At 65.9% G+C, this 12,643-nt stretch carries 13 protein-coding genes; 6 read left to right on the top strand and 7 right to left on the bottom strand.

Annotated elements, in window-relative coordinates; all coding sequences use genetic code 11:
- Nucleotides 1-8: 8 nt before the first annotated feature.
- The 3 genes from ilvC to CHRYSEO8AT_RS10230 all read right to left on the bottom strand — a co-directional run bounded on the left by ilvC (nucleotide 9) and on the right by CHRYSEO8AT_RS10230 (nucleotide 3,008).
- Complete coding sequence (gene ilvC / locus CHRYSEO8AT_RS10240; RefSeq protein WP_159849721.1) at nucleotides 9-1,022, bottom strand: ketol-acid reductoisomerase; 1,014 nt, start codon at nucleotides 1,020-1,022, stop codon at nucleotides 9-11.
- 3 nt (nucleotides 1,023-1,025) lie between these two features.
- Nucleotides 1,026-2,765 (bottom strand): dihydroxy-acid dehydratase, encoded by a 1,740-nt coding sequence (locus tag CHRYSEO8AT_RS10235; RefSeq protein ID WP_159849719.1) that lies wholly within the window; start codon nucleotides 2,763-2,765, stop codon nucleotides 1,026-1,028.
- A 90-nt stretch (nucleotides 2,766-2,855) separates the two neighbouring features.
- A complete protein-coding gene (locus CHRYSEO8AT_RS10230) occupies nucleotides 2,856-3,008 on the bottom strand; it encodes a hypothetical protein (protein ID WP_157076419.1) in 153 nt (50 codons plus the stop codon).
- Between the two features lie 255 nt (nucleotides 3,009-3,263).
- On the opposite strand from CHRYSEO8AT_RS10230, the gene gap reads away from it, so the two are divergent.
- The 3 genes from gap (at nucleotide 3,264) to fba (ending at nucleotide 7,043) form a co-directional block, all read left to right on the top strand.
- The gene (gap, locus tag CHRYSEO8AT_RS10225) at nucleotides 3,264-4,271 is read left to right on the top strand and encodes a type I glyceraldehyde-3-phosphate dehydrogenase (RefSeq protein ID WP_159849717.1); all 1,008 of its coding nucleotides are present in this window, start codon (nucleotides 3,264-3,266) and stop codon (nucleotides 4,269-4,271) included.
- Between the two features lie 345 nt (nucleotides 4,272-4,616).
- Entirely contained in the window at nucleotides 4,617-5,813 is a 1,197-nt protein-coding gene (pgk, locus tag CHRYSEO8AT_RS10220; protein WP_159849715.1) for a phosphoglycerate kinase, read from the top strand.
- Between the two features lie 144 nt (nucleotides 5,814-5,957).
- On the top strand, nucleotides 5,958-7,043 hold the full coding sequence (fba, locus tag CHRYSEO8AT_RS10215) for a class II fructose-bisphosphate aldolase (RefSeq protein WP_159849712.1): 1,086 nt from the start codon (nucleotides 5,958-5,960) through the stop codon (nucleotides 7,041-7,043).
- A 22-nt stretch (nucleotides 7,044-7,065) separates the two neighbouring features.
- Here the strand turns inward: fba and CHRYSEO8AT_RS10210 are convergent, their stop codons facing one another.
- Complete coding sequence (locus CHRYSEO8AT_RS10210; protein ID WP_159849710.1) at nucleotides 7,066-7,701, bottom strand: DUF2799 domain-containing protein; 636 nt, start codon at nucleotides 7,699-7,701, stop codon at nucleotides 7,066-7,068.
- An 84-nt stretch (nucleotides 7,702-7,785) separates the two neighbouring features.
- Here CHRYSEO8AT_RS10210 and CHRYSEO8AT_RS10205 point away from each other — a divergent pair, with 84 nt between their 5' ends.
- Nucleotides 7,786-8,805, top strand: coding sequence for an RluA family pseudouridine synthase (locus CHRYSEO8AT_RS10205; protein ID WP_159849708.1), 1,020 nt, complete (start codon nucleotides 7,786-7,788; stop codon nucleotides 8,803-8,805).
- Between the two features lie 8 nt (nucleotides 8,806-8,813).
- Nucleotides 8,814-9,119, top strand: coding sequence for a GNAT family N-acetyltransferase (locus CHRYSEO8AT_RS10200; protein WP_159849706.1), 306 nt, complete (start codon nucleotides 8,814-8,816; stop codon nucleotides 9,117-9,119).
- On the opposite strand, the gene CHRYSEO8AT_RS16235 is transcribed toward CHRYSEO8AT_RS10200, so the two are convergent.
- Nucleotides 9,116-9,250 (bottom strand): hypothetical protein, encoded by a 135-nt coding sequence (locus tag CHRYSEO8AT_RS16235; RefSeq protein ID WP_255451479.1) that lies wholly within the window; start codon nucleotides 9,248-9,250, stop codon nucleotides 9,116-9,118. The genes CHRYSEO8AT_RS10200 and CHRYSEO8AT_RS16235 overlap by 4 nt on opposite strands.
- 253 nt (nucleotides 9,251-9,503) lie before the next feature.
- Here CHRYSEO8AT_RS16235 and rpoH point away from each other — a divergent pair, with 253 nt between their 5' ends.
- Nucleotides 9,504-10,391, top strand: coding sequence for an RNA polymerase sigma factor RpoH (gene rpoH, locus CHRYSEO8AT_RS10195; RefSeq protein WP_135193456.1), 888 nt, complete (start codon nucleotides 9,504-9,506; stop codon nucleotides 10,389-10,391).
- A 48-nt stretch (nucleotides 10,392-10,439) separates the two neighbouring features.
- Here rpoH and CHRYSEO8AT_RS10190 read toward each other — a convergent pair whose 3' ends face one another.
- Nucleotides 10,440-11,252 carry a two-component system response regulator gene (locus CHRYSEO8AT_RS10190; RefSeq protein WP_159849704.1) on the bottom strand — a complete coding sequence of 271 codons (813 nt, stop codon included), beginning with the start codon at nucleotides 11,250-11,252 and terminating at the stop codon, nucleotides 10,440-10,442.
- Nucleotides 11,253-11,326: 74 nt separating this feature from the next.
- Nucleotides 11,327-12,622 (bottom strand): adenylosuccinate synthase, encoded by a 1,296-nt coding sequence (locus CHRYSEO8AT_RS10185; protein WP_159849702.1) that lies wholly within the window; start codon nucleotides 12,620-12,622, stop codon nucleotides 11,327-11,329.
- Between the last annotated feature and the right edge of the window lie 21 nt (nucleotides 12,623-12,643).

The raw sequence follows: 12,643 nt of genomic DNA, 5'->3' as shown, positions 1-12,643 counted from the left end.
TGCTGGGCTCAGGCCGCTTCGGACTTGGGCGTGTTCAGCCAGGCCATGCGTTCGCGCAGGCGGGCGCCGACCTGTTCGATCTGGCTTTCGCGGTCCGCCTTCAGCCAGGCTTCGTACTGCGGCTTGCCGGCTTCGTTCTCGGCGATCCAGTTGCGCGCGAAGGTGCCGTCCTGGATCTCGTCCAGGATGGTCTTCATGCGGGCCTTGGTCTCTTCGTTGACCACGCGCGGGCCGCTGGCGACGGCGCCATATTTGGCCGTCTCCGAGATGAAGTGATGCATCTTCGAGATGCCGCCTTCGTAGAACAGGTCCACGATCAGCTTCAGCTCGTGCAGGCATTCGAAATAGGCGATCTCCGGCTGGTAGCCGGCCTCGACCAGGGTGTTGAAGCCCTGGATGACCAGTTCCTTGGCGCCGCCGCACAGAACGGCCTGCTCGCCGAACAGATCGGTCTCGGTCTCTTCGCGGAAGGTGGTTTCCAGCAGACCGCCAGTCGCGCCGCCATTACCCTTGGCATAACCCATGGCCCGGTCGCGGGCCTTGCCAGTGACGTCCTTCTCGATGGCGAACAGGCTGGGCACGCCGCGCCCACGCTGGAACTCGCGACGAACCAGATCGCCCGGCCCCTTCGGCGCGACCAGGATCACGTCCATGTCGGCGCGCGGCGTGATGCGCTCGTAGATGATCGAGAAACCGTGGGCGAACAGCAGGGCCGAGCCCTCCTTGGCGTTCGGCTCGATGATGTCGCGATAGACCTCGCCCTGGACCATGTCCGGGGTCAGGATGGCGATGATGTCGGCACCCTTGACGGCCTCGGCCGGCTCGGCGGTCGCGACGCCGTCTTCGGTGGCGTGTTTCCAGCCCGTGCCGCCGTGACGCACGCCGGCGACCACGTCATGGCCGCTGTCCTTCAGGTTCTGGGCGTGGGCGCGGCCTTGCGAGCCATAGCCGATGATGGCGATGCGCTGGCCGGCGATGGCGCCGGGGCGGATGTCGTCGTTGGTGTAGATGGTGATGGCCATGGGTCAGGCTTCCTGAGCAGCGGTTGTCTTGTGACTTGCCGGAACTTGGGCCGGCGGCGGATTGGGGATGGTGACGGCGCCCTGGGCCGCAGAGGAAACAGAGGCGCGGTATTTGGCGAAGACACCTCGCGCCGGGCGGACTACGTGGGGCGTAAAGCCCGCCCGGCGCGTCGCCAGATCGACATTGACGTCTATCCGGCGGTTGGTGACGTCGATGGTGATGCGGTCACCATCGCGAATGAGAGCGATCGGGCCGCCGACGGCGGCTTCCGGCGAAACGTGTCCGGCGACGAAGCCGTAGCTGGCGCCCGAGAAACGGCCGTCGGTCAGCAGGGCGACATTGTCGATCTTGCGCCCCTTCAGGGCGGCGGTGACCTGCAGCATCTCGCGCATGCCCGGACCGCCCTTGGGCCCTTCGTAGCGTATGATGATGACATCGCCCTCGCCGACCGAACCGTCCTGAACGGCATGGAAGGCGTCTTCCTCGCTATCGAAGACGCAGGCCGGACCTTCGAACTTATCGACCTTGTGGCCCGTCAGCTTGATGACCGCGCCTTCTGGGGCGACATCGCCGTAGATGACGGCGTAGCTGCCGCGCGCCATGACGGGGGCGTCGAAGCTGGTGACGACCACCTGGCCCTGCGTCTCCTCGGCTTCGGCCGCCTCGGCGAACAGGCTGCGGCCGGTGACGGTCGGGGTGTTCACGATCTTGCCGGCCTCGGCCATCCGCTGGGTGACCAGACGGGTGCCGCCTGCGGCGAACAGATGCGAGGCCAGGAACCGGCCGCCTGGCTTCAGGTCGCAGATGACCGGCGCCTCGACGCAGGCCTGGTGGCAGTCCTCGACGCCGAAATCGACGCCGGCTTCCGCCGCGATGGCCGTCAAGTGCATGACCGCATTGGTCGAACCGCCCGAGGCCGAGACCGCGACGGCGGCGTTCTTCAGGCTGGCGCGAGTGATGTATTTGCGGGCCGTGTCGCCGGAAAAGACGCGCTCGACGATGATCCGGCCGCAGCGTTCGCCTTCGGCCGCCTTGTTCGGATCGACAGCGGGCACATCGTTGGCGCCCATGGGCGAGATGCCCATGACCGACAGGGCCATGGCCATGGTGTTGGCGGTGAACTGACCGCCGCAGGCGCCGGCGCCAGGGCAGACGGCTTGCTCAACCGCCTTCAGACCGGCGTCGTCCAAGGCGCCGGCCGAGTGAGCGCCGATGGCCTCGAACACCTCCTGGACCGAGACTTCCTTCGTGCCGATCACGCCGGGCATGATGGTGCCGCCGTAATAGACCAGGCCGGGAATATCCATTCGCGCTAGGGCCATGGCCGCCGCCGGGATCGTCTTGTCGCAGCCGACGATGCAGACCACGCCGTCCAGCTGATGACCCTCGATGGCCAGTTCGATGCTGTCGGCCACGACCTCGCGGCTGATCAACGAGGCCTTCATGCCCGCCGTGCCCATCGAGATGCCGTCGGTGACGACGATGGTGTTGAAATCGACCGGATAGCCGCCCGCCGCGATGATGCCGGCGCGCACGTCCTTGGCAAGGCGATCCAGGTGCATGTTGCACGGCGTGACCGTCGACCACGTATTCACGATGCCGATCATCGGCTTGTCGAAGTCGGCGTCCTGCATGCCGGCGGCGCGCAGATACGAACGGGCTGCGGCCCGGTTCGGGCCAGCCGTCACCGCCGCGCTACGCGCGTTGGGCTTTCTGGGCTGTGAGGTAGAATCTTGCGTCATCGGTCCGGTTCTTTTGGAACCGCCAAGCACGAAAAACCCCGCTTCCTTTCGGGAGCGGGGTGGTGCGAGGCGATCCTGAGTGTGTTTAGGTCAGGTCGCGTGCATCCACGCCGCTTGCGTAAGCAGGCCGAGAAGTACGAGGGTAATGAGGAATACAGGGCTTTCCAGGCCGACAGGCGCGCGAACGGCCGCCACCGCCTTCGCGGTTCGTCCCTTCATCATGTCGCGCGTCATCGTGGCCACGGGTGGCTCCCTGTTCTGACGCCAAGAAACCATAGCCGCTGAGCCGACACAAGCCCCGTCGCAAAAATTTTGCGCGTTATCTCGAAAAGAACCGACTCAAGGGTGTTTCTTGCCCGAAGCTGTCAGGGGGGCCTCTGGAAGCGTAACCGTCCATCACATCATGTTACGCGCGCGGGGTTGAAACCCATTCGCGACCGCTCCATTGAGACGCCCACCTATATAACGCTCGTCACACCGATCATAAGGAGCTTCCCCATGACCGTTCGCGTCGCCATCAATGGTTTCGGCCGCATTGGCCGCCTTGTCCTGCGCTCGATTGTCGAACACGGCCGCACGGATATCGAAGTCGTGGCGATCAACGATCTGGGTCCCGTCGAGACCAACGCCCACCTGTTCCGCTACGATTCGGTCCACGGCCGCTTCCCCGGCACGGTGACCTCGGGCGAAGACTGGATCGACGTCGGCACGGGCAAGATCAAGGTCACGGCCGAACGCGACCCGGCCAACCTGCCGCACGCCGAGCTGAAGGTGGACATCGCCTTCGAATGCACCGGCATCTTCACCTCCAAGGACAAGGCCAGCGCCCACCTGAAGGCCGGCGCCAAGCGCGTCCTGGTCTCGGCCCCCGCCGACGGCGCCGACAAGACCATCGTCTTCAAGGTCAACCATGAGGTCCTGACCGCCGACGACATCGTCGTGTCCAACGGCTCGTGCACCACCAACGCCCTGGCCCCAGTGGCCAAGGTGCTGAACGACCTGTTCGGCATCGAGCGCGGCTATATGACCACCATCCACTCCTACACCGGCGACCAGCCGACGCTGGATACGATGCACAAGGACCTGTACCGCGCCCGCGCCGCCGGCCTGTCGATGATCCCGACCTCGACCGGCGCCGCCAAGGCCCTGGGCCTGGTCTTGCCGGAACTGAAGGGCAAGCTGGATGGCTCGTCGATCCGCGTCCCGACCCCGAACGTCTCGGTCGTGGACCTGAAGGTCGTCTCCGGTCGCGACGTGACGGTCGATGAGATCAACGCCGCGCTTCAGGCCGCCGCCGACGGTCCGATGAAGGGCGTCCTGTTTACGACGACCGACCCGCTGGTCTCGCACGACCTGAACCACATCCCCGCCTCCTCCACCGCCGCCCTGCCCCAGACTCAGGTCGTCGACGGCAAGCTGGCCCGCGTCCTGAGTTGGTATGACAACGAATGGGGCTTCGCGACCCGCATGGCCGACACGGCCCTGGTGATGGCGAAGTTCCTCTGATGACCAAATGGGCGCTGGCGATCCTTCTGGTTCTGTCAGCGCCCATAGCGTTTTACGTGGGCCGAACCGCACTAGACCTTCCCCACTATGTCAGTGAGCAATTGCTTCAAGGGAATTTGCTGAGCAGCGGAGGATTATGGAATCTCTTCCTTCGCCTCGTCCCAGCTCTATGGCTCTTGTGCGGAGCCTGGGTGGTTGTGGTTTGGCGGCAAACACCGCCTACTTCGCATAGGCAACGTGTACTCAACATACTCGTCGGCGGCCTGCTTCTGACGCTTACCGCCGTCACAGCCTTCTTCGTCTACGTCTTCTGGGCGTGGAGCCAGATGTAAAACGGAAACGACCATGACCTTCCGCACTCTTGACGACGCTCATGACCTCGCCGGCAAGACGGCCCTGGTCCGCGTGGACTTCAACGTCCCGATGGAGGGCGGAAAGGTCACGGACGACACCCGGCTGCGGGTCGCCCTGCCGACGATCCAGCGCCTGCGCGACGCGGGCGCCAAGGTCGCCCTGCTGGCCCACTTCGACCGTCCCAAGGGCCAGCGCGTTCCGGCGATGAGTCTGAAGCCGGTCGTCCAGCCGCTGGAAGAACTGCTCGGCGCGCCCGTCCGCTTCGCCGACGACTGCATCGGCCCGGACGCCGTGGACGCCATCCGCGACCTGGACGCCGGCGGCGTGGTCCTGCTGGAAAACGTCCGCTTCCACGCGGCGGAAGAGGCCAATGATCCGGTCTTCGCCCAGAAGCTGGCCGACCTGGGCGACCTCTATGTCAACGACGCCTTCTCGGCCGCCCACCGCGCCCATGCCTCGACGGAAGGGATCGCCCACCACCTGCCCGCCTACGCCGGCGAATCCATGCGGCGCGAACTGGACGCCCTGGACGCCGCCCTGGGAAATCCCCAGAAGCCGGTCATCGGCATCGTCGGCGGCTCCAAGGTCTCGACCAAGCTGGACCTGCTGAAGAACCTGGTCGGCAAACTGGACACATTGGCCATCGGCGGCGGCATGGCCAACACCTTCCTCTATGCGCAAGGCGTCGATATCGGCGGCTCGCTGGCCGAAAAGGACATGGCCGACACGGCGCGCGAGATTCTGACGGAAGCCCAGGCCAGGGGCTGCGAAATCCTGCTGCCGGTCGATGTCGTCGTGGCGACCGAGGTCAAGCCCGGCGCCGACGCCCGCACCGTCAAGACCGGCGAGGTCCTGTCCGCTGATGACAAGATCCTGGACGCCGGTCCCGACACCGTCGCCCGCCTGAACGCCGCCATCGACGCATCCAAGACCCTGATCTGGAACGGCCCCTTGGGCGTGTTCGAGGTGCCGCCCTTCGACGCCGCCACCGTCGCGGCAGCCAAGCACGTCGCCGAACGCACCAAGGCTGGCGCCCTGATCGCGGTGGCGGGCGGTGGCGACACCGTCGCGGCCGTCAGCCATGCCGGCGTCGGGGCCGACCTAACCTTCGTCTCCACCGCCGGCGGCGCCTTCTTGGAATGGATGGAGGGCAAGCCCCTGCCCGGCGTCGAGGCCCTGCGCGCCTGATCGGCGGCGATGCAGGCGGATCACGCCTGCGCCCTATCGTTGGAAATGAGGATCGGAAGGCTGTAACGCGACGTGACTTCGTCACGCCTCGCGGCTAGTCTCTTGCCCAATCAAAAAGACTATTCGGCTCAGGAGACTATACCCATGGCGCGCATCACGCTGCGACAGCTGCTCGACCACGCGGCAGAGAACGACTACGGCCTGCCCGCCTACAACATCAACAATATGGAACAGGGTCTGGCGATCATGGAGGCGGCCCACGAGGTCAATGCTCCCGTGATCATTCAAGCGAGCCGGGGCGCCCGGAACTACGCCAACGACATCGTGCTAGCCAAGCTGATCGACGCCTTGGCCGAGCTCTATCCGCACATCCCGGTCTGCATGCACCAGGACCACGGCAACGGCCCGGCGACCTGCGCCACCGCCATCCAATACGGCTTCACCAGCGTCATGATGGACGGCTCGCTGGAAGAGGACGCCAAGACGCCCGCCTCCTACGACTACAACGTCGACGTCACCCGTCGCGTCACCGAAATGGCCCACGCTTGCGGCGTCTCGGTCGAGGGTGAACTGGGCGTGCTGGGCTCTCTGGAAACCGGCATGGGCGAGGCCGAAGACGGCCACGGCTTCGAGGGCAAGCTGGACCACTCGCAACTGCTGACCGACCCGGATCAGGCCGTCGATTTCGTCGCCGCCACCAAGGTCGATGCGCTCGCCATCGCCATGGGCACCAGCCACGGCGCCTACAAGTTCTCGCGCCAGCCGGACGGCGAAGTCCTGGCCATGAATGTGATCGAGGAAATCCACCGCCGCCTGCCCAACACCCACCTGGTGATGCACGGCAGTTCTTCCGTGCCTCAAGACCTGCAGGACATCATCAACCAGTACGGCGGCGAAATGCCCCAGACCTGGGGCGTGCCGGTCGAGGAAATCCAGCGCGGCATCAAGCACGGCGTGCGCAAGGTCAACATCGACACCGACAACCGCATGGCCATCACCGGCGCCATCCGTAAAGCGCTGGCGGAAAAGCCGGGCGAGTTCGACCCGCGCTTCTATTTGAAGCCCGCCAAGGAGGCGATGAAGAAGCTCTGCATGGAGCGGTACGTCCAGTTCGGTTGCGAGGGTCAGGCCTCAACCATCCGCCCGCTCTCCACCGCCCAGATGGCCAAACGCTACGCCTCTGGCGACCTGGATCCGTCCTTCCGCGGCGCCTCCGTCAAGGCCGCCTGATCGGGGGCCGCCTGAGCCACGTCTAGACCGGGTAGCGGCCGCTCAGTTCGCGCCGCACCCGGCGAACGTCCCATTCGGCCCGGTCCAGCGCGTCGCGTGCATCTCTAGCGTTGCGGCGCGCATCGCGGATCTCGCTTCGAACCTCCTGGATGCGGTCGCGGATCCTGTCCCGCTCCTCGTCCGTCAGGCCCTCGCCTCGCAGTTCGTTCTGCTTGGCTTTCAGCTTGTCCTCGCGATTGTCGATCCGGTCCTCCGCGCTGCTCAGCGCGCTTTCCGCCGTCTCGAACGCGTCCTCGACCGCATGCAGCCTCAGCCCGTCCTGATAGGCGGGCAGGAACGCCTGCTCCTCCTGCGGCCGACAGACCCCGTAATAGGTATTGCCCGCCCGCCCCTCGGCCCATCCCCGCTCGAAGGTGCAATAGGACCGCAAGCCATCCTCGCGCGCCGAGCCATAGGCCGCTGGATTGGGCGCGACCTGATATTTGGCGCAGGCCTTGGCGTGGTCGTCCAGCCGCGTCATCGGATAGCCCGATGTCCCGTCAGCATAGCCCTTCTCGCCCCAGGCGCCGGCCAGGCACTGGTCCTTGCTCATGGTCGTGCAACTGCCCAGCAGCGCCGCCACAGCGACCGCGCCCCCGGCGATCATCCACCGTGTCATCGGATACCCTCTTACGCCCCCAAGCTTGACTATCGCCTCACCTCCGCCCCTCGCGCAAGCGGTCGGTCGTGCTAGGGAGGCCCCGTGTCCGACCCTGACCTGATCGATGACGAAGACCTATCGCCCGCTTCTGCCCCCGCCGAAGTGCTGGAAGCCCGCATCGACGCATCCGGCGTCCGCCTGGACAAGGCCCTGGCCGACGCCTTCCCGACCCTGTCGCGCGCCAGGCTTCAGGCCCTGCTGGCCGAGGGCGCCGTCACCCGCGACGGCGTTGTCCTGACGGGCGGCTCGGCCAAGGCCCAGCCCGGCCTCTACGTCGTCGCCCTGCCGCCTGTGGCGCCCGCCACGCCTCAGCCGCAGGCCATCCCCCTGACCGTTCTCTACGAGGACGCCGACCTGATCGTCATCGACAAGCCTGCGGGCATGGCCGCCCATCCGGCGCCCGGCACGCCCGACGGCACCCTGGTCAACGCCCTTCTGGCCCACTGTGGCGACAGCCTGTCGGGCATAGGGGGCGTCGCCCGCCCCGGAATCGTCCATCGGCTGGACAAGGACACCTCCGGCGTCATGGTCGCCGCCAAGACCGACCGCGCCCACCAGGGCCTGTCGGCCCTGTTCGCGACCCACGACATCGAGCGCACCTACATCGCCCTGACGCGCGGCGCACCGTCGCCGTCAAAGGGCCGGATCGAGACCCGCATCGGCCGCTCCACCGGCGACCGCAAGAAGATGGCCGTGCTCAAGGCCGGCGGCCGCGAGGCCATCACCGACTATGTCGTCCAGACCACCTTCGGCGAACCGGCCAAGGCCGGCGGCGCACCCATGGCCGCCCGCGTCGCCTGCACCCTGCACACTGGCCGCACCCACCAGATCCGCGTCCACCTGTCGTCGAAAGGCTCGCCCATCCTCGGCGACGCTGTCTATGGCTCGGGTAGTCCCGCCATCCCCGTCCGCGCCGCTATCGCAGAGGCGGGCCTGTCGCGTCAGGCCCTACACGCCGCCGTCCTGGGCTTCATACATCCGGTCACCGGCGAACAGATGCGCTTCGAAACCGCACCCCCGACTGATATGCTGCGCCTCGAAGCCCTGCTGTCCGAACTCTGAGACCCGCCATGCTCGATCCCGAAATCCACGACAACGCCGAGCTGAAACGCTACGAACTGCCCGTCGATGGCGAGGTGGCGATCGTCACCTACAACCTCTCGCCGCCCAATCTGATGATCACCGAAACCCTGGTCCCGGAACGGCTCGAGGGCCAGGGGATCGCCAGCCGGCTGGCCAAACACGTGCTGGCCGACGCCAAGGCTCGCGACCTGCTGATCCTGCCGGTCTGCCCCTTCTTCTCGGCCTATCTTCAGAAACACCCCGAACACGCCGAGGCGGTTCATCCGACCTATCGCGGCATCCTGGGGATCTAGGACCCAGCGCCGAACACTCCGGCCATGGCCATGACGAACAGGCCCACGATCGCAATGGCCGACACGCCAGCAGCGACCGCCCCAACGGCCAGGACGACGATCAGAACCCGTTCGCGCACGCTCTTTTTCATGTCGCGTTTTAGACTCCCAGCTTGCCTCACGTCCAATGCGCAGGTCTTGAATAGCAACTGTCCAAGTTCTATATAGCCCTCTGATCGGCGCGAGTGGCGCCAGGGCCACGGTCACGCTTTCGTGTGACGATCCGCCTCTAAAAATGGCGGCAACCCATCGCTACTTTACCGGTTGAGGGGTGAGACGTCGGCGCACGCACCGTGGCCGATGACGAAGAGCCCGCTCGTTCAAGACGGTCGGAGGGACCTTTATATGGCTGCCAATAGTACGCTCGCGGTGATGTCGCCTGAACAAGGCCTGTCGCGTTATCTGACGGAAATCCGCAAGTTTCCGATGCTGACCAAGGACGAGGAGTTCATGCTGGCGAAGCGCTGGTCTGAGCACCAGGACGCCGAGAGCGCCCACCGTCTCGTGACCTCGCACCTTCGTCTCGTGGCCAAGATCGCCATGGGGTATCGCGGCTACGGCCTGCCGATCGGCGAAGTGATTTCCGAGGGCAATGTCGGCCTGATGCAGGCCGTCAAGAAGTTCGACCCGGACAAGGGCTTCCGCCTGGCGACCTACGCCATGTGGTGGATTCGCGCCTCGATCCAGGAATACATCCTGCGCAGCTGGTCCCTCGTGAAGATGGGCACCACGGCCGCGCAGAAGAAGCTGTTCTTCAACCTGCGCAAAGCCAAGAGCCAGATCTCGGCCTTCGAGGAAGGCGACCTGCATCCCGAACACCTCGCCGCCATCGCCACCAAACTGGGCGTCAGCGAGGAAGAGGTCACCAACATGAATCGCCGCCTCGGCGGCGACGCCTCGCTGAACGCGCCCCTGCGCGCCGACGGTGAAAGCGAATGGCAGGACTGGCTAGCCGACGACACGGCCGTGTCCCAGGAAACCCAACTCGCCGAAGACGAGGAAAAGGGCATCCGCATGAGCCTCCTTCAAGAGGCCATGGAAGAGCTGACCGACCGCGAGAAGCACATCCTCACGGAACGCCGCCTCAAGGACGACCCCGTCACCCTGGAAGAACTCGCCGGCCAGTACGGCGTGTCGCGCGAACGCGTGCGCCAGATCGAGGTCCGCGCCTTCGAGAAGCTGCAAAAGGCCATGCGCGCCGCCGCCGAAGAGCGGAACCTGGTCGACGCCTGATCGAGAGTAATCTGTCGCGCTTTATCGGCGCGGCAGGCCTCTATCGCCTCAAGACGCCCGCGCCATCGGGGCTGTTGCCTCTGCGGCCTTGGCCGTCGCGACCACGGCGCCGATCGGCTGGGCCAGCCCGACCTTGGTCACCTGACCGCCAGCCAGATAGGCCTGCAGCGTCGCCACGACCATCGCCAGCTTGGCGTCCGCCGTCTTGATCGCCAGCCCGTTCAACGTCTCGGCCTGCTGTCGAATGGCGCGCGTCGCTTGTGACGGATCCTGATCGAACTGCGCCATGGCCGAAATCAGGATGCGGATCGCCTGATCCTTTACCTCGGCCGGCCCACCGCCTGCCGAACCGTCGCTGCGTCGCTTGCGCGCACCGGAAAATTCGCCCGAGTTGAACCGCCGCCGATCCGGCCCGACATAGCCGACCGCCTCGATCCAGGGCCGGGGCTTCAACGCGACGTTCTCGACCCGCTTGAACAGGTCGCCTGTGGTGAAGGGCTTCCTCAGAAACTCGTGGATGCCGGAATCGCGCGCGCCCTTGATGGCGGCGGCGGTCGCCTCGCCCGTCACCATGATGATCGGCGACATGCGGCACGCCATGCTCGACCGGCGTATCCGGCGCGCCAGCGTCTCGCCGTTCAACGTCTCGCCGGACCGCTCGGTGAAGATCACGCCCGGCTCGACGTCGCGCAGCAGCTCCAGCGCCCGCTCCTCGTCGGTCTCGGCATAGACCTCGCGCGCGCCCATCCCCTTCATGATGTCCGTCAGCAGTCGTGCGGACGACAGGTTGGGATCGACGATCACCACCCGCCTGACGGCGGGTTCGATGCGGCTCAAGGTTCTGGCGTTTGCGGCGAACACGTCCGTCTCCCGGTTGGAGCCGTTATCCTTACCGCGCGCTGGTTAAAGCCTGTTGAATCAACGAAACCGTCGCCTCAACCTTGGAACGGATCTCTCATCAGGATGGTGTCGTCGCGTTCCGGGCTGGTGGACAGCAGGGCCACGGGCGCGCCGATCAGCTCCTCGATCCGTCGCACATATTTGATGGCATGGGCGTTGATGTCCTTGAAACTGCGGACCCCGGCGGTGCTCTCGCTCCAGCCTTCCAGTTCCTCGAACACCGGCTCGGCGGCGGCCTGAGCCTTCAGGCTGGACGGCAGGTAATCCAGCACCTCGCCATCGACGCGATAACCGATGCAGATCTTCAGCGTCTTCAACCCGTCCAGCACGTCCAGCTTGGTCAGGGCGATGCCGTCGATGCCGTTGATCGCCACAGACTGGCGCACCAGCACGGCGTCGAACCAGCCGCAGCGACGCGCCCGGCCCGTATTCACTCCGACCTCGCGGCCGACGGTCGCCAGATGCTCCCCGACCTCATCGTCCAGTTCGCAAGCGAATGGGCCTTCGCCGACGCGGGTCGTATAGGCCTTCACAATCCCCAGCACATAGCCGACGCCGCGCGGACCGATGCCGGACCCCGCCGCGGCCTGACCCGCCACGGTGTTGGAGCTGGTCACATAGGGATAGGTGCCGTGGTCAACGTCCAGGAAGGCGCCCTGCGCCCCCTCGAACAGCACCCGCTTGCCGTCCTTCTGCGCCTGATCCAGCACCCGCCACGCCGGCTTCACATAGGGCAGTATCTTCGGCGCGATCTCCAACAGCGACACCAGCAACGCCTCAGGGTCGATCGGCTCCAGCCCCAGCCCCGCGCGCAGCGGGTCGTGGTGCGAGCGCAGCCGGTCGATCTTGACCTTCAGATCGTCTTCGTTGGCTAGGTCGCAAACCCGGATGGCGCGACGACCCACCTTGTCCTCATAGGCCGGACCGATGCCGCGACCTGTCGTGCCGATCTTGGCGCCCGGCGCGCTGGCCGCCGCCTCCCGCGCCACGTCCAGCGCGGGGTGGATCGGTAGGATCAGACAGGCGTTGTCCGCGATGGTCAGGATGTCGGGGCTGATCGCCACGCCCTGGGCCTGGATCTTCTCGATCTCGCCGACTAGGTGCCAGGGATCGACGACCACGCCGTTGCCGATGATCGACGGCTTGCCCTGCACCACGCCGCTGGGCAGCAGCGCCAGCTTGTAGACCTTGCCGTCCACGACCAGCGTATGGCCCGCATTGTGACCGCCCTGGAACCGCACGACCATGTCGGCGCGGTTGGACAGCCAGTCCACGATCTTGCCCTTGCCCTCGTCGCCCCACTGGGCGCCGACCACCGCTACGTTCGCCAAAGCACTTCTCCGCATTGAATG

This window comes from Brevundimonas sp. G8 (assembly GCF_902506205.1).
Taxonomy (GTDB): domain Bacteria; phylum Pseudomonadota; class Alphaproteobacteria; order Caulobacterales; family Caulobacteraceae; genus Brevundimonas.
Note: the sequence above shows the minus strand (reverse complement) of the source record. Positions and strands in the feature narration are given on the sequence as shown.